At 64.0% G+C, this 24,545-nt stretch carries 23 protein-coding genes; 10 read left to right on the forward strand and 13 right to left on the reverse strand.

The features are described 5' to 3' along the window. Nucleotides 1-401 precede the first annotated feature (401 nt). A complete protein-coding gene (locus tag VXM69_RS15010; protein ID WP_367189834.1) occupies nucleotides 402-692 on the reverse strand; it encodes a hypothetical protein in 291 nt (96 codons plus the stop codon). A gap of 103 nt (nucleotides 693-795) precedes the next feature. Here VXM69_RS15010 and VXM69_RS15015 point away from each other — a divergent pair. Next, nucleotides 796-1,613, forward strand: a protein-coding gene (locus tag VXM69_RS15015) for an IS5 family transposase (protein ID WP_175908046.1) whose coding sequence is annotated in 2 segments (ribosomal slippage) — nucleotides 796-1,144 and nucleotides 1,144-1,613 — 819 coding nt in all. Because the reading frame shifts where the segments join, the coding sequence is not laid out codon by codon here. A gap of 335 nt (nucleotides 1,614-1,948) precedes the next feature. Here the strand turns inward: VXM69_RS15015 and VXM69_RS15020 are convergent. The 6 genes from VXM69_RS15020 to VXM69_RS15045 form a co-directional block, all read right to left on the reverse strand. Continuing rightward, nucleotides 1,949-3,094: a hypothetical protein gene (locus tag VXM69_RS15020; protein ID WP_367189835.1), complete on the reverse strand. Its 1,146-nt coding sequence runs from the start codon at nucleotides 3,092-3,094 to the stop codon at nucleotides 1,949-1,951. A 332-nt stretch (nucleotides 3,095-3,426) separates the two neighbouring features. Then, complete coding sequence (locus tag VXM69_RS15025) at nucleotides 3,427-3,744, reverse strand: hypothetical protein (protein ID WP_367189836.1); 318 nt, start codon at nucleotides 3,742-3,744, stop codon at nucleotides 3,427-3,429. Between the two features lie 417 nt (nucleotides 3,745-4,161). After that, nucleotides 4,162-5,094 (reverse strand): hypothetical protein, encoded by a 933-nt coding sequence (locus tag VXM69_RS15030; RefSeq protein ID WP_367189837.1) that lies wholly within the window; start codon nucleotides 5,092-5,094, stop codon nucleotides 4,162-4,164. A gap of 86 nt (nucleotides 5,095-5,180) precedes the next feature. Next, nucleotides 5,181-6,518 carry a tyrosine-type recombinase/integrase gene (locus tag VXM69_RS15035; RefSeq protein WP_367190187.1) on the reverse strand — a complete coding sequence of 446 codons (1,338 nt, stop codon included), beginning with the start codon at nucleotides 6,516-6,518 and terminating at the stop codon, nucleotides 5,181-5,183. Between the two features lie 153 nt (nucleotides 6,519-6,671). Beyond that, on the reverse strand, nucleotides 6,672-8,009 hold the full coding sequence (locus VXM69_RS15040; RefSeq protein ID WP_069245685.1) for an AAA-associated domain-containing protein: 1,338 nt from the start codon (nucleotides 8,007-8,009) through the stop codon (nucleotides 6,672-6,674). Nucleotides 8,010-8,031: 22 nt separating this feature from the next. Continuing rightward, a complete protein-coding gene (locus VXM69_RS15045) occupies nucleotides 8,032-9,789 on the reverse strand; it encodes an ABC transporter permease (RefSeq protein ID WP_367189838.1) in 1,758 nt (585 codons plus the stop codon). A 448-nt stretch (nucleotides 9,790-10,237) separates the two neighbouring features. Here VXM69_RS15045 and VXM69_RS15050 point away from each other — a divergent pair, with 448 nt between their 5' ends. After that, nucleotides 10,238-10,504 carry a hypothetical protein gene (locus tag VXM69_RS15050; RefSeq protein ID WP_027786765.1) on the forward strand — a complete coding sequence of 89 codons (267 nt, stop codon included), beginning with the start codon at nucleotides 10,238-10,240 and terminating at the stop codon, nucleotides 10,502-10,504. Between the two features lie 42 nt (nucleotides 10,505-10,546). Here the strand turns inward: VXM69_RS15050 and VXM69_RS15055 are convergent, their stop codons facing one another. Both VXM69_RS15055 and VXM69_RS15060 read right to left on the reverse strand, forming a co-directional pair. Continuing rightward, a complete protein-coding gene (locus VXM69_RS15055; protein WP_049033472.1) occupies nucleotides 10,547-11,863 on the reverse strand; it encodes an ATP-binding protein in 1,317 nt (438 codons plus the stop codon). Further along, nucleotides 11,847-12,572 (reverse strand): response regulator, encoded by a 726-nt coding sequence (locus VXM69_RS15060; protein ID WP_006493394.1) that lies wholly within the window; start codon nucleotides 12,570-12,572, stop codon nucleotides 11,847-11,849. The genes VXM69_RS15055 and VXM69_RS15060 overlap by 17 nt, the downstream gene beginning before the upstream one ends. A 224-nt stretch (nucleotides 12,573-12,796) precedes the next feature. Here VXM69_RS15060 and VXM69_RS15065 point away from each other — a divergent pair, with 224 nt between their 5' ends. After that, the gene (locus VXM69_RS15065; RefSeq protein ID WP_034186231.1) at nucleotides 12,797-13,348 is read left to right on the forward strand and encodes a periplasmic heavy metal sensor; all 552 of its coding nucleotides are present in this window, start codon (nucleotides 12,797-12,799) and stop codon (nucleotides 13,346-13,348) included. Nucleotides 13,349-13,417: 69 nt separating this feature from the next. Here the strand turns inward: VXM69_RS15065 and VXM69_RS15070 are convergent, their stop codons facing one another. After that, nucleotides 13,418-14,116: a pirin family protein gene (locus tag VXM69_RS15070; protein WP_034186232.1), complete on the reverse strand. Its 699-nt coding sequence runs from the start codon at nucleotides 14,114-14,116 to the stop codon at nucleotides 13,418-13,420. A gap of 362 nt (nucleotides 14,117-14,478) precedes the next feature. On the opposite strand from VXM69_RS15070, the gene VXM69_RS15075 reads away from it, so the two are divergent. From VXM69_RS15075 to VXM69_RS15090, 4 genes are all read left to right on the forward strand, one after another. After that, nucleotides 14,479-15,261 carry an ABC transporter substrate-binding protein gene (locus VXM69_RS15075; protein WP_034186329.1) on the forward strand — a complete coding sequence of 261 codons (783 nt, stop codon included), beginning with the start codon at nucleotides 14,479-14,481 and terminating at the stop codon, nucleotides 15,259-15,261. A gap of 217 nt (nucleotides 15,262-15,478) precedes the next feature. Beyond that, nucleotides 15,479-16,168, forward strand: a complete 690-nt coding sequence (locus VXM69_RS15080) for an ABC transporter permease (protein WP_034186233.1) — start codon at nucleotides 15,479-15,481, stop codon at nucleotides 16,166-16,168. Next, the gene (locus tag VXM69_RS15085) at nucleotides 16,165-16,878 is read left to right on the forward strand and encodes an ABC transporter permease (protein WP_034186234.1); all 714 of its coding nucleotides are present in this window, start codon (nucleotides 16,165-16,167) and stop codon (nucleotides 16,876-16,878) included. The genes VXM69_RS15080 and VXM69_RS15085 overlap by 4 nt, the downstream gene beginning before the upstream one ends. An 18-nt stretch (nucleotides 16,879-16,896) precedes the next feature. After that, a complete protein-coding gene (locus VXM69_RS15090; RefSeq protein WP_034186235.1) occupies nucleotides 16,897-17,676 on the forward strand; it encodes an ABC transporter ATP-binding protein in 780 nt (259 codons plus the stop codon). A 54-nt stretch (nucleotides 17,677-17,730) separates the two neighbouring features. Here the strand turns inward: VXM69_RS15090 and VXM69_RS15095 are convergent, their stop codons facing one another. Further along, nucleotides 17,731-18,228 (reverse strand): N-acetyltransferase family protein, encoded by a 498-nt coding sequence (locus VXM69_RS15095; RefSeq protein ID WP_367189839.1) that lies wholly within the window; start codon nucleotides 18,226-18,228, stop codon nucleotides 17,731-17,733. A 133-nt stretch (nucleotides 18,229-18,361) separates the two neighbouring features. On the opposite strand from VXM69_RS15095, the gene VXM69_RS15100 reads away from it, so the two are divergent. Both VXM69_RS15100 and VXM69_RS15105 read left to right on the forward strand, forming a co-directional pair. After that, nucleotides 18,362-19,288: a LysR family transcriptional regulator gene (locus VXM69_RS15100; protein WP_069705597.1), complete on the forward strand. Its 927-nt coding sequence runs from the start codon at nucleotides 18,362-18,364 to the stop codon at nucleotides 19,286-19,288. A gap of 544 nt (nucleotides 19,289-19,832) precedes the next feature. Further along, complete coding sequence (locus VXM69_RS15105) at nucleotides 19,833-20,912, forward strand: porin (protein WP_049032448.1); 1,080 nt, start codon at nucleotides 19,833-19,835, stop codon at nucleotides 20,910-20,912. A 170-nt stretch (nucleotides 20,913-21,082) separates the two neighbouring features. Here the strand turns inward: VXM69_RS15105 and VXM69_RS15110 are convergent, their stop codons facing one another. Next, the gene (locus VXM69_RS15110; protein ID WP_006398637.1) at nucleotides 21,083-21,421 is read right to left on the reverse strand and encodes a P-II family nitrogen regulator; all 339 of its coding nucleotides are present in this window, start codon (nucleotides 21,419-21,421) and stop codon (nucleotides 21,083-21,085) included. Nucleotides 21,422-21,504: 83 nt separating this feature from the next. Then, nucleotides 21,505-23,235, reverse strand: coding sequence for an NAD+ synthase (locus tag VXM69_RS15115; RefSeq protein ID WP_069705598.1), 1,731 nt, complete (start codon nucleotides 23,233-23,235; stop codon nucleotides 21,505-21,507). 100 nt (nucleotides 23,236-23,335) lie between these two features. Between VXM69_RS15115 and VXM69_RS15120 the strand changes: the two genes are divergently transcribed. Then, a complete protein-coding gene (locus VXM69_RS15120; RefSeq protein WP_367189840.1) occupies nucleotides 23,336-24,514 on the forward strand; it encodes a GNAT family N-acetyltransferase in 1,179 nt (392 codons plus the stop codon). The last annotated feature ends 31 nt before the right edge of the window (nucleotides 24,515-24,545 follow it).

The raw sequence follows: 24,545 nt of genomic DNA on the forward strand, positions 1-24,545 counted from the left end.
CCTATCGTTCGAACGGAAGCAATTTGTTGTGTGCTGCGTGATTTCCCCGAAGGGGAATGTGTTTCCAAGTTTGTATCATGCGTGCCGCCGGCGACGCGTACCTCGCCACGCAAATGCGATCACCGACGCGCTGATGCACGGCCTGACCAGTAAAGCATGTCTCGTCACCTTTCAGCCAGCAGCGCGCTCGAATCACTCGCGGAACATTTACGATCGATGCACGCTCACGCACCACCAAGCGCCGATCACCACCGGCAAGGAAAGGCGACACGCCGTCACGACGCATCGCCCTTCTTCCCCGGCTTGCAAACGCTATAGATCACGTACAGCTCGCGTATCGCCATGCCATGCAGTGCTGGCAAAATCACCGCGACACCACGCCCGTGTTCATCACCTACACGTCAGTCGTTCTTGCCGCCGTCGGCAAGCGCACTCGTCACCTTGTCGTAGATCGCTTTATAGCCGCCGATCGACAGGCTCAAACCCTGCTCCTTCAGCGCCTTGACGATCGTGCTTCGCGGGACGCCACGCTGCTCTGCCGCAAGGATCGACGGCAAAGCTTTCCTAAAGAGGTCTTCCTTTTGCTGCCGAGCATTCGGTTGCAACGCGTCCAGCGCCGCGATCAGCGAATCTTGGTCGATCTTGTTCGGCGCTGTGGACACGCCGGAAGTATTGGTGTTGTTCGTCGTCATTTTCTGACTTTCCTAAGAGGCCAGTTCAAAAACTCCGGAGAGGGGTTGTTTACTTCCTCGGCAAGCTGTTAACCTTGGGCATCAGAACAAGGGAAGTCCAAGGATGGAAGCGCCAATCATTGACGACGAACTGTGGATACTGATCGAACCATTGCTGCCACCTGCGAAGCTTCGCGCGAAGAGCGATCCTGGTCGTCCGCGCGTGTCCGATCGTGCGGCGCTCAACGGTATCCTGTTCGTGTTCAAAACGGGAATTCGTTGGAACCACTTGCCGACTCGTCTGGGCTTTGGCTCGGGCGCCACTTGCTGGCGGCGATTGAGCGGCTGGCAAAAGGCTGGTGTATGGGACCAACTGCACGAGTTGCTGCTCGACAAGTTGCGTGCGACCGGCCAAATCGATCTGTCATACGCTGCGGTCGATTCGTCGTCCGTGCGCGCCGTTGGGGCGGGCGAAAAACTGGCCCGAACCCCACGGATCGCGCGCGACCCGGTTCCAAGCACCACATCCTCGTAGACGCCAACGGCGTTCCTCTCGTTGCGATCCTGACTGGCGCGAACACCAACGACGTCACGCAGTTGCTGCCGCTCGTTGATGCGATCCCACCCATCCGCGGCGTTCGTGGCCGACCGCTTCAGAAGCCCGGCGTCGTCTACGCCGATCGCGGCTACGATTGCACCCGACATCGTCGCGCGTTGCGCGAACGCGGTATCAAGCCGGTGATCGCCAAGCGCCGGACCGAGCATGGCAGTGGTCTGGGCAAGTATCGTTGGGTGGTCGAACGTACGCATTCCTGGCTCCACAATTTCCGTCGCCTACGCACTCGCTTTGAGCGACGTGCCTACATTCACGAAGCATTCCTGAAACTTGGCTGCTCGCTCATCTGTTGGAACATCTTCCGACGAGCTGAGCAGGGGTTTTGAACTGGCCTCTAAATAATTACCGCGTGGGTAGATGATCTGAACGAGAGGCAACCTCTCGTCTCGGGAAACAGCTCGTCCGCCTTTTTGGTGCGGACAGAGGGCCGATTTTCCCGCTGACTCCATTAGGACACTTGTGGGTTGGATGCCGCTCCTTGCCGGACTCTCGATCCTCTAGGACGACAGCCTGGCTTGGCGGCGTACCAACTGGGATATTGCTGAAAACTATCTCGGATACGCCAACGTTCCCGAAAAATACTGAGCCGCGCTCCGCCCATCTGAGGCCGCCGGACGGCAACTGACTCGCCGGATTCTTCAGCGTTCGAAGCACCGCCACTTCACTCCTCAGGTTTCGGCATACGCCCCATGGTGAACAGCTTCGAATTGATTTCATCCGGCAACTGGGGACGCGCATACTTGTCCCGCAGCGCGCGACGTTGGAGACCGCGCTTCCAGCGATCAAATTTTTCGTCTTCGTCACATCCGATCCATTCGGCCGCATAGCCGTCGCCTCCCAGCAGACCGTGGCGTTTATATTCACCGCGCCCGCGCGTGACAGATTCAGCCCAATAGCGCCCTACCGCTTCGGACAATGCAACGCAGTCCGCCTGGTCGATTTGCTCCCCGTCGAAGATACAAGCGCAGTACAGATAGAACCCACCCACGCGAGACCACGACACACTGCAAACATAACCAACCATGTGCTTGACGATCGTCGACTTGCTTTTGATGTTCGAAAACAGACGCTCGCGATCGCGCAACACTTGCTCGATACCGACGTGTCCGCCACTCGCAGGAACGTGTTCTACCGTGCCATTGAAATACATCGTCAGGTTCTCGCTTGCTAGCACCTCGAGCTGCCCGGCGATCGCACTTGCATCTCTCCCACGCATACGTGCACGCTGGGAGAAGAGATCAATCCCGAACATCGTAAAATCACCATATCTCTCGCGCATCCTGTCCAGATAGGTACCGACCGTTTGCTCGTTCTCTTCAGCATTGCGCACCCACCGCGCTTGATTACGCTTGACGCCAGTGCCGATCGCCTCGATGCGCACATCCGCAATGTAATCCTCACAGACATCAGCGACGAACCGACCATCCAACAATCGGCCGCTTGGTGAAATGGGTGAAAAGGCACGCAGCTCATGCATCCGGTAGACGTCCAGACACAATTTCACGATCGGCGGAAGCTCGATATCCGACGCATAAAGGATAGGACACCACAGGTGAATGCCCCGGATGAGAAAACCCAGATCCGACACTTCAAAAACCGTGCTCAACCCGCGATCTACATGGATCTTGAATGCAGGTTCTTCGCCATAGATGATCAACTGCGCAATCTCGAGCATCTTGCGTAACGTGCCTTCGTGTTGACCAATCAACATCGTTCGACCATCGTCCAGAAGAACGGCATCACGCATTCTCTCTAGGTCTTGCAGCGCCTCCCTGTCGATGGGACGCAACCCTTTCGTTTGCTTCATTCCCTTCAGCTCCTTGCATGCTTGTGGAACGGTCATCGTTCATCGCTGCATCGTCGTCACACACCGTGTTCGTTGACACGTCGACTTCGCGACATATTTCGCCGACTTGGATCGGCCCACGGCACACCGCGAACCGATCCAAGCACAAAACAAACCATACAGAAAAATTAGCAAACCTAACTTAAAAATTGAATAGTCTACTCACGACTGACCCACAATTTATCTGGCATCAGATATCCACCTCAGTCCCCCATGCTTACCGAAATCAACCTCATCACTGGCAAGCACCTCCTGAGAAGCTCAAGACGGTTCGTCATACCGTCCAGATCGCATCAGAAGGCACAGTTCGCTTGCGCGAAAGGAATGTATCGAGGCAGCAAGTGGATGAAAGTGGCCTTGCCGGCCGCCTCGACCGAAATGCGGAAACCATCTCGCAAGACCACCAATGCATTGTCGAAACGCTTGCGCGTAATCCCCATGGCTGCCGGCCAGTTCTTGAGCTCATGCCTCGGCACCGATGTTTGCCCGATCGGAAGCAGGTAATTTCGCAGCGCCCACTCGAGATGGAAGGCGTCGACCAACTCAATCGGAATCTTGGGAGGATGCGGCAAGAACGAACGCGTACCTGTCGTGTGGACGGGCGGCATCATTTCACACTCCCATTTTTCATCAACTGCTCGACTGCATCGGCCGGCCAAAGGAGGCGACGATTCGGCAGCTTTACCGGACGTACGCCGTGGTAACTGCCCGTCTCGCTATAGCGTTTACGAATCGAGTCTGGACGACAACAGATCGCGGCCGCAAACTCTTCAGTTGTCTGCCGGCGGCCGCTCGAGGATGAGGGGGAAGATGGAAATTTCATAGTCAGCTCCAAGTAAACGAACCTTCAAGGATTCGCGCTGCATGGAACTGACCGAGGATCATTGCCCGTCGATCCCTAACACGGCAACTCCATGCAAATCGCTTGGTTGCAAGACTATTGGTGATGGGGATGCTGGTCGATGGATCGTGGCTTATCGTGGATGTTGTGGCTTATCGTGGTCTAACGTGGTCAGATAAACCATGCGTCACTTGCCGATGTCACGTCCCCGACGACGCGCGAGCAGTTCTGCCAATGCTTTTTTCGTGTATTCCCGCTCTCGGCCGCCCACACCAAAGATCACTTGTCCATTCATGTAGCCAATCAATGGCCGGAACTCGTCAGGCCGTTCGGAGGCAATTTTGACCAATTGATCGAAAACCGCCTCAGCATCGTCCCCGTTGGGAGCAGCAAGCTCTATGGCGCAACCAATCGCCTTTTCGAGATACGCCCTGCGCCCTTTGGGGGTAGTCTTATGCCGATGTCGAACACTCGACTGCACCCCCACAATCTGCGCAGCATCACTAGTCGGTAAGTCGCCGTGATGAACTTCAACCGTGCTGTCAGTTCGAACATCGTAGTGTTCGTCCGGCCTCACCGATATCGACAACACCTGCTGAGATTGTGGCTGCGTCAGTACATGAGGAATGTGCGATCGGTCTAGAAAAGACTCAATGTCTTCGACGTCGAAAACAATCTCATGAATTCGCCTCTCGTATTTTTCGCTTGCCGCTGGCATCTGAGGACAATCTCGCGCGTAATCACCGGCGGTAGCTGGAAGGCGAGCCCATCTCCCGACGGAAGGTACGTTGCGCAGGTAAAACTCTTTATTGAAATTGAGCCAACGTCGATACCACTGACCTTGTTCAAGCAGGAACGCCATGCCGTCGTCGCGCGCGGCATCATTCGGACGCGGGTAACCGGTGCCATCTCGGATGTCGAGCCATCGGGGCTGCGATGTGCTATCAGTCGACATCAAATGGTAATCGAGAAGGCTCGCTGCATCACTATAGCGATAATACGACTCGTTAATGTTTTCCAACCAAGGGTTGGCATCCTGCGGAGCAAGGCTTGCCCAATCAGGAACTACAACGCGCGCCCCGATTGCGCGCAGAACATTGTCTAACGTAACGAATAGCATCTTCGATCGCACCACACATGCGTAACGGAATTTCCAGAATGCGCGCGGAGCCGGCGCCAAGTTCTGCCCTTACACAGCTTCGCCGACTACTGTGGCAAGCTGATACCTGCCTGCTCCAACATCCAGGACTCAATCTTATCGTGCCACATACGCAGCAGATCGAGTGGGCGTCGACGGTAGTGCTTCTCGGCGATCGCGGATGGCTTATGCCCTTGGATCTGCGCAACGACACCCACCGGCACTTCCACCCATTCCGACAGCGTCCCGAACGAGCGGCGAAGTCCGTGCAGCGTCACATGCGGCAAGCCGGCGGCCACCAGTGCTTTTCGGTGCGCAATGCCGGGATCTGCAATCTTGCCGTCAGCCGCTTTGGTGCTCGAGAAGACCCACGGTGATGGACTCCACTGCTGGCCTTTTGCCGCCATCCGGGTAATTTTCTGATCACTTGGCGGCATCTCATTCAATCGCTTCAGGTTCAACAGCAGCCCCGCCAGATATGGAGTCAGCGGTATTGTTCTCCCCCCAGAACCTTCCATCTTGTCGTCAAGGACAAGACTCCGCCACTGAAAATCGACATCTTCCCAGCGAAGTGACGCCCACTCCTCCCGTCGCGCACCAGTTATCAAAAGACCCTGCAGATACGCACTGATGACCGGATTCTCAACGTTCTGTACCGCACCGAACCAAGCCATGAGTTGTTCGCGCTGGAGCGAATCACCTTCTTTCGCTTTGACGCGCGGCACGACCTCTTTCACCGCTCGCGACGAATAGGCATCTGCTGGAATGATTCCAGCGTAAGCTGGCGTGTCAGCCGCCCATCGAATAAAGCCTCGTAGCAAGCGAAAAGAGAGTGCGGATACGGTCGGACGGTCCATTGACTGCAAGCGCAGCCATTCGCTAATGCACTTTCCCGTCATGTCAGACAGCTTGACCGAGCGCAACGACGCCAACGGTCCCGCCTTCCGCGCACCCGAACCACTCTTCCGGGGCTGACCACCGATGCTACCGTGCTGGAGATGATCGCGGTAATGCAGGTCGCCCCAGAACGACTTCCGCTTTCCAATGTAGTCGTCCCACGCATCACCAAAAGTCACATCCTTCCGGCGAGCCTCGGCCCGTCGAGCTTCGTGGGCAGCCCGCTGGTCAGCTTTTACTTCTCTCGGATCTTTGCCCTCGTCAACCAGCGTTTTCAATTTGCTGGCTTCAACACGCGCCCTGCCAAGATCCCAAGCACGAGCGTCGCCAATCGTCACCCTAACGGTTTTGCCAAACAGCCGTGACTCAAAAACATAGGCACGCGTACCTGCCGCAGTCACACGCAACCCCAAACCGGGCGTCTTAGCGTCCCAGTGGATCGTCTGTTGCTTGCCTGGCTCGCACACGAAACCATCAACCCGCGCCGCAGTAAAACTTTGCTTTGCCATCATCGCCTCAAGTAGGCACCATGTAGGCAAATTGTGCGGACACAAAGGGATCTACGTCAATATGGAAATTGACGCACCTCCAATCAAGTCATTGTTTTTTATAGTTTTTTTCACCAAAACGGATGTCAAACCACATACACCCATGCGTAGACTTCAGGACTCGACGTCCTCGAGACTGAAGATCTCGGTCTGGTCGTTGTACGAGAAGATCTCGCCGTAACGGCCCCAGTCGATCACCGCGTCGAGCGTTTCCTCGGCCGCGCCGTCCGACAGCGAATCCTCCAGCTCCTGCTCGAAGCGCACGCGCGGCGCGCGATGGCCCGGGCGCTCGTTCAGCACCTTCTTGATCCGGGCCGCCAGCGGCACGTGCTTCAGCAGGTGATCGGCAAACATCAGCTTGCGCTCCTGCGTGCCGAATTCCGCGAACACGCGCCCCGGCGGCGTCAGGAACACATCGCCTTCGCGCACGTCCGCGAAACCGAGGTACTGCAACACTTCGGCGATCGGAAACAGGTCGTCGACTTCCAGATGCAGCGTACGCGCGATTTCCGGCATGTCCGCGCGGCCGTGGTACGGCGCCATCGCGAGCGTCTCGATCAGGCCGGCCATCAGGTTGGTCGACACCTGCGGCAGCCAGCTGCCGAGTTCGAGCCCCTTCTTCGTCGCCTCGCCGGTCTGGCGCGCCGTCATCTTCGCGTAGATGTCGTCGACCAGCTTGCGAAACGCCGGGTCGAGCCGGTTGCGCGGATGCTTGAACGGCACCTTGATCTCGGCGATCACGCGGCCCGGGTTCGACGACAGCACGAGGATCCGGTCGCACATGAACACGGCCTCCTCGATGTTGTGCGTGACGATCAGCACCGACTTGATCGGCATGCGGCCCTGCGTCCACAGATCGAGCAGGTCGGTACGCAGCGTTTCGGCCGTCAGCACGTCGAGCGCCGAGAACGGCTCGTCCATCAGCAGGATCGTCGGATCGACCACGAGCGCACGCGCAAAACCGACGCGCTGGCGCATGCCGCCCGACAGCTCGCGCGGGTACGCGTTCTCGAAGCCGTCCAGACCGATCAGGTCGATCGCGGCCAGCGCGCGCTCGCGCCGCTCGCGCGCGCCGACGCCGAGCGCCTCGAGGCCGGCTTCCACGTTCTGCAGCACGGTGAGCCACGGGAACAGCGCGAAGGTCTGGAACACCATCGCGACGCCTTCGGCCGGGCCGGTCAGCGGCTTGCCGAGGTAGGTCACCTCGCCGCCGGTCGGTTCGATCAGGCCGGCGATGATGCGCAGCAGCGTCGACTTGCCCGAGCCGGAACGGCCGAGCAGCCCGACGATCTCGCCTTCGCGCAGCGACAGGTTCGCATCGTCGAGCACGAGCAATTCGCCCTGCGTCTTGTTGAAGCCGCGGCAAACGTGATCGACGCGCAGGATTTCCTCACCGAGGCGCGGCGGCTGGGACGTCTGGACGGGGGCGTTTACAGCATTCGGATTGTGCATCGCGTTTCGCTCTCAATCGATCTCAGTCGAGCCGCAGCTTCGCTTCGGCGAAAGCATACAGCGGCCGCCACAGCAGGCGGTTGAACAAGGTGACGAACAGGGACATCACGGCGATGCCCAGGATGATCTTCGGGAAATCGCCGGCGGCCGTGGTCTGCGCGATGTACGCGCCGAGGCCGTGCGCCTCGATCTTGGTGTTGCCCCAATGCACGGCTTCCGACACGATGCTCGCGTTCCATGCGCCGCCCGACGCGGTGATTGCGCCGGTCACGTAGTACGGGAAGATGCCGGGCAGGATCGCCTGCCGCCACCACTGCCAGCCGCGGATGCGGAAATTCGTCGCCGCTTCGCGATAGTCGTTCGGGTAGGACGTGGCACCGGCGATCACGTTGAACAGGATATACCACTGCGTGCCGAGCACGATCAGCGGCGACAGCCAGATGTCCGCGTTCAGGTGGAAGCGTGCGATCACGATCACGAACACCGGGAACAGCAGGTTGGCCGGGAACGCGGCGAGGAACTGCGCGAGCGGCTGCAGCTTCTCGGCCAGCTTCGGGCGCAGCCCGATCCATACGCCGATCGGTACCCAGATCACCGACGCGATCGAGATCAGCACGACCACGCGCAGCAGCGTGATGAGCCCGAGCGTGATCACGTGGCCGACCTCGGCCATCGTCACGCCGGTCGCGACGAAGCTCACGACGCGCCACACGATGTAGGCCGTGCCGACCAGCACGAGGATCGCCCACGCGATGTCGACGGTGCGCGACGCCTTCTTCTCGACGCGCGGCAGCGAAAACCGCATCGCGCCCGACAGCGGCAGGCGCAGCGGAATCCGTGCGGCCTTCGCGAAGAACCAGCCGGCCGGCACGAGCAGCTGATGAATCAGGCGCGTGCGGCGCACGAGGTCGAGCAGCCAGGATTGCGGCGCATCGCCCGACGCGGTGTTCTCCATCCGGAACTTGTCGGCCCACGCGATGAGCGGCCGGAACAGGAACTGGTCGTACGCGAGGATCACGACCGTCATCGTGAGGATCACCCAGCCGATCGCGCCGAAGTTCTTGTCCGAGATCGCCTGCGCGAGATACGCGCCGATGCCCGGCAGCGTGATCGTCTGGTTGCCGACCGTGATCGCCTCCGACGCGACGACGAAGAACCAGCCGCCCGACATCGACATCATCATGTTCCAGATCAGGCCCGGCATCGAGAACGGCACTTCGAGCTTCCAGAAGCGCTGCCACGACGTCAGGTGGAAACCGCGCGACACTTCGTCCAGATCGCGCGGCACCGTGCGCAGCGACTGGTAGAAGCTGAACGTCATGTTCCACGCCTGGCTCGTGAAGATCGCGAAGATCGCCGCGAGCTCGGCGCCGAGCACGCGGCTCGGGAACAGCGCGAGGAAGAACGTGACGGTAAACGAGATGAAGCCGAGCACCGGCACCGACTGCAGGATGTCGAGGATCGGGATCAGCACCATGCCCGCGCGACGGCTCTTGGCCGCGAGCGTGCCGTAGACGAGCGTGAACGCGAGCGACGCGACCATCGCCGCGAGCATCCGTAGCGTGGTGCGCAACGCGTATTCGGGCAGGTTCGACGGGTCGAGCGAGATCTTCTGCGTCTGCAGCGTGCCGATCGGCGCCATCGTTTCGTGGAAACCGACGACCGCCATCGCGATCAGGCAGATGATCAGCGGAAACGCGATGAAGTCCCAACGGTTCGGCAGAACGCGCCACGCGGACGCGTTGGCGGTCCGGTTCGGATTGAAGAATCCGACATTCATCAGGCGCCCTCCCCGGTAAGGCCGAACGAAGCCGGCAGTCGATGTTGATTCATGGCAAAGCGCACGGGCGCGGTAATTCTCGATTGACTGACGATCTCGCGCACGCGCGATGCGCCGTGCGTGCACGCTGCGCCCGCGCTCCCGGGGGCGAGTCGGCCCGCGACGGCACGACACTACACCAACCTGTATTTCAGGTTCAACCGTCCGGGGTCGGTGCACCGATCGTGCCCGACGCGCGGGCGGACGGCCGGTGCGCGGTACGGAGCAGCCCGGCCTGAGTCCTTCGGCCGGCAGCAGGCCCGAATTATGCCGTGATCCGGCCCGGCCGGGAACCCGCCAGCCCCACACGGGCGCAAACCGTGTCGGACATCAGGGGCCGAATACGGTGAAGCGGGTATGATCGGGGCTAGCCCCCTTGGGGATCGACCGACGAGCGGGAGGAAAGGGAATGGCAGGAAACTTGGTGATCGTCTGCCGCGATCAGGATGCCGACGCGTTCTACGAACTGATGCAGGAGTACGGGTCGTTCCAGACGCGGCTGTCGTCGACCGCATGGTACCTGAATATGAACGTCGTGCCGGAATCGCTGCAGGAGGAAATCCTGGAGCGCCTCGGCCGGTATACGACCGTCTACATCTTCGAGGCCACCAGCGTGACCTACAACACGATCGACAGCAACGCGGCCGAGACGCTCGGCACGCTGTTCGGCGAATGACGCCGCGCGGCGCCCGCCCGGCCGGGCAGGCGCCGCAGCCGCCTACGCGGCCTGTGCGTGGGGTTCGTCCTTCGGCACGGCCTCGAACGGGAACGTCATCGCGACGCGCAGACCGCCCTCGGGGCGGTTGCCGATGTCGCACGCCCCGCCCAGCCTGAGCACCAGCCGCTCGACGATCGCAAGCCCGAGCCCGCTGTGGCCGTTCCCGCCGCGCGCGGGGTCGAGCCGCACGAACGGCCGCGTCGCGGCCGCCAGATCGCGCGGCGCAATCCCGCCACCGCTGTCGCTGACCGACAACACATAGCCGGCCGGCGTGCGCGCCGTTTCGACAAGCACCGGCGGTGCGCCATACGCATGCGCGTTGTCCAGCAGGTTCGACAGGATCCGGTCGAGCGTGGCCGTCGGCAGCCGGAAACCCGGATCGGCATCGAGCCGGGTCTGGACCGTCGGCGCATTCGGCGCGACCGCGCGATAGCTGCGCGCGATCCGCTCGCATGCCTGGTCGACCGGCACCGGTTCGCTGCGGTCGGACCCGCCGTGCGCGAACACCAGGAACTGGTCGACGATGTGCGACATCGAGTCGACATCGCGCACGACGCCGTCGCGCAACCGCGCGTCGTCCATCATTTCCGCCCGCAGGCGCATTCGCGCCAGCGGCGTGCGCAGGTCGTGCGCGACGCCCGCCAGCATCACCGCGCGATCGTTCTCGGCCTGCGACACCTGCTCCACCATCTGGTTGAAGCCGTGCGTGAGCTGGCGCAGCTCGCGCGGGCCGCGCTCGCGCAGCGGCGGCACCGGCTGCCCGCGGCCGAAACGCCCGACCGCGCGCGCGAGCGAGCGCAGCGGCTGCTGCAGCTGCCAGGCCGCGAACAGCGCGGCGATCACGCCGGCCGAGAAGATCGTGCCGAGCCACAGCAGCATCCGGTCGAGCGAGCGCGGCGGCCGCAGCGGCTGCACGGGCACCACGATCCAGTTGCGATCGGCCGGCTCCTTCACCCACAGCACGGGCGGATGGCCCGGCGTGCCGATCTCGACCTGCGTGCCGGGCGGCATGCGCTCGCTCACGTCGTCGCGGAACCGCTTGAGCGGCGGCGGCAACGCCGAATCGCCGCCCTTCGGGACGTCGGCGCTGTCCGGCGGCACCAGCCGCACACGCGACGGCAGCGGCTGGTCGGGCGTGCGCTCGACGTGCTGGCGCACGGCGTCGACAAGGAACGCGGCTTCCTCGACCGCATAACGCGTCTGCATCTGGTTGCGCTCGAGCCGCATCGCGAAGAACCACGCGAAGTGCGACAGGAGCAGGACACCGATGACGAGCAGCGCCAGCCGCCCGAACAGTGAATCAATGGGTTTGCGCATGAGCCTCGCCGTCGGGCACGAACACGTAGCCGCGCCCGCGCACCGTCTGGATGAAGCGCGGCGTCGACGGATCCGTTTCGAGGATGCGGCGCAGGCGCCACACCTGGACGTCGATGCCGCGGTCGGTACCGTCGTACTCGGGCCCGTGCAGCAGCTCGAGCAGCCGCTCGCGCGTGAGCGTGCGCAGCGCGTGGTTCACGAAGATCTTCAGCAGCGCGAATTCGCTGCTCGACAGCGTGGCTGGCTTGCCGTCGACCGACAGCGTGCGCGCCTGGAAGTCGAGCAGGAAACGGCCGAACGCGAACGGCTCGCGCTGTTCGGGCGCTGCCGCCGACGGCGTCGCGCGGCGGCGGCGCAGCACCGCCTGCACGCGCGCGAGCAGCTCGCGCGGGTTGAACGGCTTGCCGAGGTAGTCGTCCGCGCCGAGTTCGAGCCCGACGATGCGATCGACGTCGTCCGCCCGCGCGGTGAGCATGATCACGGGGATGTCGTCGCCGGCCGCGCGCAACTGGCGCAGCGCGGTCAGGCCGTCCACGCCCGGCATCATCAGGTCCAGCACGATCAGGTCGGGCCGCTCGCGCTCGAGGCGCTTCTCGAGCGTCGCCGCGTCGTGCAGCACGGACACTTCCATCCCCTGGCGCACGAGATAGTCGCGCAGCAGGTCTCGGAGTTCTTGGTCGTCGTCGACGATGAGGATCTGGGTAGTCATGGCTCGAAGTTTACCGCGCGAGGGCGGAGTCGAAGAACGAAACAAAGGGACGAAAGGGTTACTGCGGGTTACCGCGCAAGGGAACTGTAATGCACGGTAACCGGGCCGCCGCCCCACGTAACACCGGCCGGAGCCTGCATCGCTAACCTGCGTCTTACCGGATGCGGTACCCGGCTTTTCCGGCACCGCATCGCCGGACCCTTTGGATACAAGGAGTTTCTGAAATGTATAAGAAGACTTCCCGCGTGGCCATCGCGGCCGCCGCCGTGCTCGCTCTCGCCTTCGGCACCGCGCATGCCGCGCAGCCCAACGACATGCCGCCTCCGGGCGGCCCCGGCATGCACCAGATGCACGGCGGGCACGAAGGCGGCCCGTTCGGCGCGATCATGAAACTGCACGACCAACTGAAGCTCAACGCGTCGCAGGAACAGCAATGGCAGGCGGCCGTCAACACGATGAAGCAGAACCATGACGCGATGCGCAAGAACCACGAGCAGGTGCGCGAGCAGTTCAAGGCGCAGCAGAACCAGCCGATCCTCGACCTGAGCGCGATGCATTCGGCACGCCAGCAGGCCGAAGCGCAGAACGCGCAACTGCGCGAGCAGACGTCGGCTGCGTGGCTCACGTTCTACAACGGGCTGAACGACCAGCAGAAGACGACGGTCAGCACGGCGCTCAAGCAGCAGTACGCGAAGATGGAACAGCGTCACGAGAAGATGAAGGAGCGCTGGGAGCAGCATCGCGCCGCCAAGGGCGCATCGGCGCCGGCGCAGTAAGCCGGCGGGCCGCTTCCCGGAGCGGCGCCGAAGGGGACGCGGGCACCGGCCCGCGTCCCTTTTTTCGTTTCAGGCGACGTCGAACAGCAGCACTTCGGCCGCCCGGCCGCGCGCGAACGCCACCGCGTCCACGCCGCCGATCCGCGCGCCGTCGCCGGCGGCCAGCGCGCGGCCGTTGACCTCGATATCGCCGCGCGCCACGTGCACGTAGGTGCTGCGCCCCGCGCGGACCTCGAAGGTCACCCCCTCGTCGCCGTCGATCAGCCCCGCGAAGATGCGGGCATCCGCCCCCATCGACAGCGCGCCGTCGCCGCCGCCGGGCGCCGCGACGAGCCGCAGCCGGCCGCGTTTCTCGGCGGCGGCGAAATGCCGCTCCTCGTAACCGGGCCGCCCGCCCCGCTCGGCCGGCTGCAGCCAGATCTGCAGCAGATGCAGCGGACGGTCGCGCGACGCGTTGGTTTCGCTGTGCACGAGCCCCGTCCCGGCACTCACCCGCTGGACGCCGCCGGCGCGGACGATCGCGCCGCAGCCGAGGCTGTCGCGGTGCGCGAGCGTGCCGTCCAGCACGTAGGTCACGATCTCCACGTCGCGACGCGGCTGCATCCCGAACCCGCGCGTCGGCGCGATCAGGTCCTCGCTCAGCACGTGCAGCGCGCCGACCGGCGGATGCGCGTTCGCGGCGCGGCCGGCCGACGAAAAGCTGTGACTCGATTCGAGCCAGCCTTGGCGCGTGTGGCAACGGTCTTCGGCGCGGCGGATCTGGAACATGGCGCGGGCACTCCGGGGGCAGATACTTGTTCGGGTTTACCGCCACTGTAGGGGGACACCGAACGCGCCACAATCCGCCGCCAATGCACAGCATTGTTGCGCTCGCGCAACCAATCGTCAAAATATTCGTTGTCAATACCTCGATTGCCGCAACAGCCGATTCGAAGAATCGATCGGTCGCGCCGGATTGCCGTTTTCCGGGAATCGCGTTCGGGTAAAATACCGCCCTTTTGGCGTTCGCCGTTCCGGCTGCGCCATCGCCAGAGCGCCGTCCGGCGAATTTTGGCCGTCTAGAATACGCCGCGGCGCCCGGTCCCGCCGGCCGCGAGCGCCCCCGGAAAGTCAGCAACAGAAGGATGGAAATGAAGAAGGCCGCCCTGTGCGCCGCCCTCGCCCTCGTGGCGGGCAGCGCCTTCGCGAAGGAGTGGAAGACCGTGCGGATCGGCGTCGATGCCAGCTACCCGCCGTTCGAGTCGACCGCGCCGAGCGGCGAGATCGTCGGTTTCGACGTCGATCTCACCAAGGAAATCTGCAAGCGGATCAACGTGAAATGCGTGTGGGTGGCGCAGGATCTCGACGGGATCATCCCGGCGCTGAAGGCGAAGAAGTACGACGTCATCGTGTCGTCGCTGACCGTCACGGACAAGCGCCGCGAGCAGATCGACTTCTCCGACAAGGTGTATGACGCGCCGGCCCGGATGATCGCGAAGACCGGCTCGCCGCTGCTGCCGACGGTCGCGTCGCTGAAGGGCAAGCGTGTCGGCGTCGAGCAGGGTTCGACGCAGGAAACCTACGCGAAGACGTACTGGGAACCGCAGGGCGTGACGATCGTTCCTTACCAGAACCAGGACCAGGTCTACACCGATCTCGGCTCGGGCCGTCTCGACGCGACGCTGCAGGACGAGCTGCAGGCCGACTACGGCTTCCTGCGCACGCCGCGCGGCAAGGGCTTCGCGTTCGCCGGGCCGGAAGTGAAGGATCCGAAGACGATCGGCGACGGCACCGCGATCGGCCTGCGCAAGGACGATACGGACCTGAAGCTCAAGATCAACCGGGCGCTGGCCGACATGCACAAGGACGGCACGTACGACCGGCTGTCGCACAAGTACTTCTCGTTCAGCGTCTATTCGGCGCCGGCCCGCTAAGCGCCGACAAGAAGAAGCAACGGATGCGGGGGCGGCCCCGTGTCCACGCAGTAAAGGCAGTCAACCACGCGCCGCCCGCCCCCTTGCCCGCCGCTCGCGCGACGGGCTCGCCCGGCACCGTTGCCGGGGCGGACGGTCATGATACGCACGGGGCGTTCCGCGCAGCTTGGCGGGCGCGTCTTTCGCGGCGCACCGCGTGCGCCGTCAAGGACCACATATGTTTCTACAAGGTTACGGCCCGCTGATCCTCGCTGGCACCTGGCAAACCGTCAAACTGGCGGTGCTTTCGCTCGCGCTGTCGTTCCTGCTGGGGCTGCTCGGCGCAGGCGCGAAGCTGTCGCGCAACCGCGTGACGAACGGCATCGGCACCGTCTACACGACGCTGATCCGCGGCGTACCCGACCTCGTGCTGATGCTGCTGCTGTTCTACAGCCTGCAGATCTGGCTGAACATGGCGACCGACGCGCTCGGCTGGGACCAGATCGACATCGACCCGTTCCTCGCCGGCGTGCTCGTGCTCGGCTTCATCTACGGCGCGTACTTCACCGAAACCTTCCGCGGTGCGTTCCTGTCGGTGCCGCGCGGCCAGCTCGAGGCCGGCAGCGCATACGGGATGACGAACTGGCAGGTGTTCACGCGGATCATGTTCCCGCAGATGATGCGCTTCGCGCTGCCGGGCATCGGCAACAACTGGCAGGTGCTCGTGAAGTCGACCGCGCTGGTGTCGATCATCGGCCTCGCCGACGTCGTGAAGGCCTCGCAGGACGCCGGCAAGGGCACGCTGCGGTTCTTCTTCTTCACGCTGATCGCGGGCGCGGTCTACCTCGCCATCACGACGATCTCGAACTTCGTGCTGATGTGGCTCGAAAAGCGCTACTCGACCGGTGTCCGCAAGGCTGACCTATGATCGAACTCATCCAAGAATACTGGCGCAACTATCTCTACACCGACGGCTATCGCATCACCGGTGTCGCGATCACGCTGTGGCTGCTCGTCGTGTCGATCGGCCTCGGCTTCTGCCTGTCGATACCGCTCGCCGTGGCGCGCGTGTCGAAGAAGAAGTGGCTGTCGAGCGCCGTATGGCTGTACACGTACGTGTTCCGCGGCACACCGCTCTACGTGCAGCTGCTGCTCTGCTACACGGGCCTCTACAGCCTGCAGGCCGTGCGCGGCACGCCGGTGCTCGATGCATTCTTCCGCGACGGGATGCACTGCACGCTGCTCGCGTTCACGCTGAACACCTGCGCATACACCACCGAGATCTTCGCCGGCGCGATCAAGGCGACGTCGTATGGCGAGATCGAAGCCGCGCGCGCGTACGGGATGTCCCCGTTCACGATGTATCGCCGCGTGATCCTGCCGTCGGCGCTGCGCCGCGCGCTGCCGCTGTACAGCAACGAAGTGATCCTGATGCTGCATGCGACCACCGTCGCGTTCACCGCGACCGTGCCGGACATCCTCAAGATCGCGCGCGACGTCAACTCGGCGACCTACATGTCGTTCCATGCGTTCGGCATTGCCGCCCTGCTCTACCTCGCGATCTCGTTCACGCTCGTGTGGCTTTTCCGCCAGGCCGAGCGTCGCTGGCTCGCGTATCTGCGCCCGCAAGGCAAGTAAGTTTTCGCAGGACTATTGATGAACTCCCAGACTCAGAAGCTTTTCGTCGACGATCTGCACAAGCGCTACGGCGACAACGAAGTGCTCAAGGGCGTGTCGCTGAGGGCGAACTCGGGCGACGTGATCAGCGTGATCGGCTCGTCCGGCTCCGGCAAGAGCACGATGCTGCGCTGTATCAACTTTCTCGAGCAGCCGAATGCGGGCCGCATCTTCGTCGACGGCGAGGAAGTGCGCACCGCGCTCGACAAGACGGGCGCGCTGCGCGCGGCCGATACGAAACAGCTGCAGCGCGTGCGCACCAAGCTGTCGATGGTGTTCCAGCACTTCAATCTCTGGTCGCACATGAACGTGATCGAGAACGTGATGGAAGCGCCCGTGAACGTGCTCGGCATCCCGAAGAAGGAAGCCGAGGACCGCGCGCGCGAGTATCTCGAGAAAGTCGGCCTCGCGCCGCGCGTCGAGAAGCAGTACCCGTCGCATTTGTCCGGCGGCCAGCAGCAGCGCGTCGCGATCGCACGTGCGCTCGCGATGCATCCGGACGTGATGCTGTTCGACGAGCCGACGTCGGCGCTCGACCCGGAGCTGGTGGGCGAAGTGCTGAAGGTGATGCAGAAGCTGGCCGAGGAAGGCCGCACGATGATCGTCGTCACGCACGAGATGGGCTTCGCGCGCAACGTGTCGAATCACGTGATGTTCCTGCACCAGGGCCGCGTCGAGGAAGAAGGCGTGCCGGCCGAGGTGTTTGCCAATCCGAAGAGCGAACGCCTGCGCGGGTTCCTGTCGGGCAGCCTCAAGTAACACGCACGAAACGCACGACGGTCGAACGGGCGCCCCGCGGCGCCCGTTTTGCGTTTACGCGGCGCTCACCGGCGCGCCGTCGGCGAACGCGCGCAGCGCGTCGCCCGCCAGCCGGTATCGCACCCATTCGCTCTGCGGCGCCGCGCCGACGCTCTCGTAGAAGCGGATCGCCGGCTCGTTCCAGTCGAGCACGCTCCATTCGAACCGCCCGCAGCCCGACTCGACCGCGATCCGTGCAAGCGTCTTCAGCAGCCGCAGCCCGGCGCCCGCCCCGCGAAAACGCGGCGACACGTACAGATCCTCCAGATACAGGCCCTGCCGCGCGAGCCACGTCGAATACGAGAAGAAATACACGGCAAAGCCGGCCGGCTCGCCGTCGACCTCGCAGATCAGCGCGCGCGCGGGCGACCCATCGCCGAACAGGCTGCGTTCGAGGGACGCGGGCGTCGCGATCACTTCGTGCGCCGCCTTCTCGTAGACGGCCAGCTCGGTGATGAAGCGCAGGATCAGCGGCACGTCGGCGACGCTGGCGCAACGGATATCGATTTGCACGGGTTGAGCCCTCCTCCGGCCCGGTTCTGAAACAGAAAGCAGCGCCGCGTACGCGCGCTGGCGCCGATCGAACCGTCATGCTACGTTCGCGCAATGACTGCAGGAAGTGCAGTTTCTTTATCCAGACCTGAACATGATGCATCCCGACCTGCGCCGTCTCGACCTGAACCTGCTGCTCGTGTTCGACGCGCTGTACCGCCACCGGTCGGTCGCGGCGGCCGCGCACGAGCTCGCGTTGAGCCCGTCCGCGTTGAGCCACGCGCTCGCGCGGCTGCGCGACGCGATCGGCGATGCGCTGTTCGTGCGCCTCGGCAACGAGATGCAGCCGACCGTGCGCGCCGACGACATCGCCACGTGGGCCGGCGACGCGCTCGACACGATGTCGAAGGGTCTCGCCCGCGCACGCCGCTTCGATCCCGCGCAAAGCGACCGCACGTTCGTGTTCGCCGCGACCGACTACACGGCCTTCGCGGTGCTGCCGGCGTTCCTCGCGCGGATCCAGCACGTCGCGCCGCACCTGCGGATCCGCGTCGTGCATTCCGACCGGAAGATCTCCGTCGACGAGCTTGCGGCCGGCCGCATCGACTTCGCGCTCGGCTATCACGAGGAATCGGCGGCCGATGCGCCGGGCATCGAGGATTTCGACTGGTTCTCCGACGACTACGTCGTGATCGCCAGCGCCGCGCATCCGGCGATCCGCCGGCGGCTGACGCTCGACCGGTACCTGGCCGCCCGCCACGTGGTCGTCACGCCGTGGAACGAATCGCGCGGCGTCGTCGACTACGTGCTCGACCGGCTCGGCCTCGCGCGGCACGTCGCCGTGCAGTTGCCGACCGTGCTGGCCGCGCCGTTCGTGATCGCGGAATCCGAATTGCTGATGACCGTGCCGAACCGCGCCGCGCAGGCCCTGCGGCACGCGACGCCGATCCGCATCTTTCCCGCGCCGTTCGAGATCCCGCGCTACACGGTGAAGGTCTACTCGCACGCGAAGCATGCGCGCACCGATGCGCACCGCTGGATTCGCGCGCAGTTGCTCGACGCGCGGCCGGGCCCGCGCTAGGTTCCGCGCGCCTTGTGCGACGGGCGTTTCAGGCGCCGGCCTGCGTTCGCCGAAACCGCCCGAATCATTACGAAATACTTACCAATTTCGCGACTTTCGCGCTTACGCCCGCGCATTCGCAACGTCAATAGTGGCAATCCTTGACCCCTATCCAAAAAATTCGTGTCTCCCTTGCGGGACAAGGGTTTTCCGTTAATCGCCAACCCTCGGTGCACCTGTTGCCCACCGTGTTGCATGGCAATTTGGCGACAGCGGTTAGTCAAACAACGATTTCCATCGCCACAAAATTGTATTTTTGCTAAATTAGTAACCAAAGTAGCAAAACGAAGTTCGTGAAATGTAGTTTAGCTTCACGACACTACAAGGAGACCCCGCAGGCCGACCCGGCTGCGCGGGACCGCTCAACGGTTTTCCGTCCGCTTGCCCGCGTGCCGCGCTTACCGGCCCTGCACGAGGTCTCCCTGGTTATCCCGCTTTTGCCCGGCGCTCGCGCTCCGGGCATCTCGTGCAGTCTGGGTTGACTTTTTGACAGGGTATGGAGGAGATGATGAAGAAAGCTTTGGTCGCGGCCGCGCTGATGGCTGCTGGGGTGGTGACGGCGCACGCGCAGAGCAGCGTCACGCTGTATGGCCGCCTGGATGCGGGCATCGAGTACCTGAACGGCCTGCAAAACGGCCACCAAGTGCGCGCGGAAAGCGGCGACTGGGGCACGAGCCTGTGGGGCTTGAAGGGTAGCGAGGACATCGGTGGCGGCAACAAGGTCCTGTTCCACCTCGAAGGCGCGTTCAACACGATGACGGGCGGCTTCAGCGGCTCGATCTGGGATCGTTTCGCGACCGTCGGTATCTCGAACGACCGCTACGGTACGCTGCTGCTGGGTCGCGAGCTCGCGATCGCCAACGGCGTGTGGGACTTCGACCCGTTCGGCCAGTCGGCCTGGTCGACGGCCTCGCTGGTGCGCGGCCGCAACTGGAACAAGACCAGCAACAACGTGTCGTACCAGTCGCCGTCGCTCTACGGCCTCGACTTCTACGGCCAGTTCTCGTTCTCGAACTCGACCAGCTTCAACGGCAACACGACGGCCGGCCAACCGGGCCGTGCAATGGGCGGTCAGGTCACCTACACGAACTCGCTGTTCCAGTTGCGCGGCATCTACGACGAAACGCGCGACAGCAACGGCCGCTTCTCCGACGTGTTCAACTACTCGCGTGAATACTTCGCGGGCGTGAACGTGTTCCTCGGCCAGTTCAAGGTGCAGGCGGCCTACCAGGCATCGCGCGCGGACGGCAGCGGCGGCCCGGCAGTGAACGCCGGCGTGACGGGTACCCAGCAGGTCTGGGGCGGCGTGACGTGGCAGGCAACGCCGGCAGCGGCGCTGATCGCAGCCGTGTATCACGTGAACGCGAACCACGGCGGCGGCAACGCGAACATCTACACGGTCGGCGGCTCGTACAACATCTCGAAGCGCACGCTGTTCGACCTGCAGGTCGCAACCGTGCGCAACAGCAAGAACGCGAACTTCGGCCTGAACGCGAACGGTGCAGGCACGGCCGTGTCGACGGGCAACCCGAATCCGGGCGGCAGCCAGACCGGCGTCTACGCCGGTATCCAGCACCTGTTCTGATCAGGCGCCGTCAAAGAACGATTCGACAACACTTTCCACGCTGCTGCGAGAGGCGCGTATCGGTGCGGTACCCAACCGGGTATCCGCACCGTTTTTTCTTGGGCGGGCCGGCTTGGCGCCTGCTCCCGCAAACCACGGGCTTGCGCAGGCCCGGCGACGCACGACGGCGTTCAGACGGCCGCTTCGTTCTCTTCGCCGGTGCGGATGCGGATCACGCGCTCGACGTCCGACACGAAGATCTTGCCGTCGCCGATCTTGCCGGTCCGCGCCGCGCCGATCACAGCGTCGATCACCTGGTCGACCTGCGCTTCCGCGACGACCACCTCGATCTTCATCTTCGGCAGGAAGTCGACGACGTATTCGGCGCCGCGATACAGCTCGGTATGGCCCTTCTGGCGGCCGAAACCCTTCACTTCCGTCACGGTCAGGCCCGTGAGACCCACTTCGGCGAGCGCTTCGCGGACTTCGTCCAGCTTGAACGGCTTGATGATGGCGGTGATGCGTTTCATGGTGGTTGTCCCCCAATGCTCGTTTGGATGAAAAATCGCGTTCCCGATTGTAAGCCTGCGGGCCGCCTCCGGCCCAGCACGGCTCACTCGAGACGTTCGGTGAACCGCGACGTGATCGGGTAGCGCCAGTCGCGCCCGAACGCGCGATGCGTGACGCGGATGCCGATCGGTGCCTGGCGGCGCTTGTATTCGTTGATCTTGATGAGCCGCGTCACGCGTTCGACGTCGGCCTGCGCATAACCGGCCGCGACGATCTCCGCGAGCGGCCGGTCTTCTTCCATGTACATCCGCATGATCGCGTCGAGCACGTCGTACGGCGGCAGGCTGTCCTGGTCGGTCTGGTTATCGCGCAGTTCGGCCGACGGCGCGCGCGTGAGGATCCGCTCGGGAATCACGTCGCGCAGCCCGTAGTCGGCCGTGGCGTTGCGATAGCGGCAGAGCCGGTAGACCAGCGTCTTCGCGATGTCCTTGATCACCGCGAAACCGCCGGCCATGTCGCCGTACAGCGTGCAGTAGCCGACCGCCATCTCGCTCTTGTTGCCGGTCGTCAGCACGATCGAGCCGAACTTGTTCGACAGCGCCATCAGCAGCGTGCCGCGGATGCGCGCCTGGATGTTCTCCTCCGTCGCGTCTTCCGCGCGGCCCGCGAACTCGCCGGCAAGCGCCGCGCGGAATGCGTCGAACATCGGCTCGATCGCGATCTCGTCGTAGCGCACGCCGACGCGCCGCGCCATCTCCGCCGCGTCGGTGGTCGAGATGTCGGCCGTGAAGCGCGACGGCATCATCACCGCGCGCACGCGCCCGGGCCCGAGCGCATCGCACGCGACGGCCAGCACCAGCGCCGAATCGACGCCGCCCGACAGCCCGATCAGCACGCCGGGAAAACCGTTCTTGCCGATGTAGTCGCGCACACCGGTCACGAGCGCGCGGTACACCTGCGCATCCGTCGACAGCTCGGGCGCGATCGTGCCGGGCAACGGCCGCGCGCCGTCGAATTCGACGATCGCATGGCCTTCGTCGAACTGCGGCATCTTCGCGACGAGCGCGCCCTGCGCGTCGAGCACGAACGAGCCGCCGTCGAACACGAGCTCGTCCTGGCCGCCGACGAGGTTCACGTACACCATCGGCAGCCCGGTCTCGCGGATCCGCGCGCGCAGGATGTCGATGCGCACCGCTTCCTTGTTCATGTGGTACGGCGAGCCGTTCGGGATCAGCAGCACCTGTGCGCCGGCCGCCTTCGCGATCTGCGCGGCCGACGCATGCCACGCGTCCTCGCAGATGATCACGCCGTATTTCACGCCGTTCAGCTCGAACACGAGCGGCTCGGCGTCCGTCGCGAAGTAGCGCTTCTCGTCGAACACCTCGGCGTTCGGCAGATCCTGCTTGCGGTAGGTGCCGACGATTGCCCCGCCGACGATCAGCGATACCGCGTTGAAGGTATCGGTGGGCGGCACGCCGCGCTCGATCGGGCGGTTTGCATTACCATCGACGGCTGGCGCGTGCGGATCGGCGCCCGCACCGCTGCCCGGCCCCCTGCCCGGACCGCGCAACGGATGGCCGACCAGCACCGCGAGCCCGTCGAACGCCTTCAGCGCGTCGGCCAGGGCAGCGAGCGCAGATGCCGCCGCCGCGTAGAACGCGGGCCGCAGCAGCAGGTCTTCCGGCGGATAGCCGGACAGCGCGAGTTCGGGCGCGACCATCAGCTGCGCACCATCGTTGTGCGCGGCGCGTGCGGCCGCGACGATCCGCGCGACGTTGCCGGCGAAATCGCCGACGGTGACGTTGATCTGGGCAAGAGCGAGTCGGGTCTTCATGGCGGGATCGGGCGGCGCGCCCGGAACGGCTGACGAAATCGAACCGGACGCGGGCCGCGGCGGCACGCATCCGGCAACATCCAACGGTACGGATTCACGCTTGAAACACGCACGCATCGATTATCGCACGGGCATCCTGTCGTCCCCCGCCGAGGTGCCGGCCGACGAATGGAACGCGCTGCTCGCCCGCGACGCGCAGCCGACGCCGTTCCTGCGCCACGAATTTCTCGACGCACTGCACGTCGCGCGCTGCGCGGTCGACGAGACCGGCTGGTCGCCGCACTTCGTCACGCTGACCGACGAGCGCACCGGCCGCCTCGCGGCCGCCGCGCCCGTCTACGCGAAGCAGCATTCTTACGGCGAATACGTGTTCGACTGGGCGTGGGCCGACGCCTATCAGCGCAACGACCTGCCCTACTACCCGAAGCTGCTGTGCGCGGTGCCGTTCACGCCCGTGCAGGGCACGCGCCTGCTCGCGGCCGACGACGACGCACGCCGCCGGCTCGCGGCCACGCTGCTCGCGTTCGCCGAGCAGAGCGACGTGTCGTCGCTGCACGTGCTGTTCCCGACCGGCGACGAGGCGCGGCTGCTCGAATCGATGGGAATGATGCTGCGCGAAGGCGTGCAGTTCCACTGGCTCAACGACGGCTACCGTCACTTCGACGACTTCCTCGGCACGCTCGAGCAGAAGAAGCGCAAGAACATCCGCGCGGAGCGACGCAAGGTGCACGCCGCAGGCGTGACGTTCCGGCGGCTGACCGGCGACCGGATCACCGACGCCGACTGGCGCTTCTTCTCGCGCTGCTACCGGCAGACCTACCGCGAACACTTTTCGAGCCCGTACCTGAACCTCGATTTCTTCCGCACGATCGGCGCGACGATGCCCGAGAACCTGCTGCTCGTGATCGCGGAAGCCGACGGCCGGCCGATCGCGAGCGCGCTCGCCGTGTACCGGCGCGGCGAGCACGGCGGCGGCACGCTGTACGGCCGCTACTGGGGGGCGATCGAACACGTCCCCTGCCTGCATTTCGAAACGGCCTACTACCAGTTGCTCGAATTCTGCATCGAGGCCGGGCTCGACACGTTCGAAGGCGGCGCGCAAGGCGAGCACAAGCTCGCGCGCGGCTTCCTGCCGACCGTCACGCACTCCGCGCACTGGCTCGCGCACCCGGCGTTTTCCGATGCGGTCGCGCGCTTCCTCGAACGCGAGACCGAACATATCCACGCGTACGTCGACGAGTTGCGCGAACACGATCCGTTCCGGCGCGGCACCGAATAGCACCGGCAGGCACGTCGTCATGCGGCGAGGC

This window comes from Burkholderia sp. Ed8, assembly GCF_040761425.1.
GTDB classification, from domain to species: Bacteria; Pseudomonadota; Gammaproteobacteria; order Burkholderiales; family Burkholderiaceae; genus Burkholderia; species Burkholderia seminalis.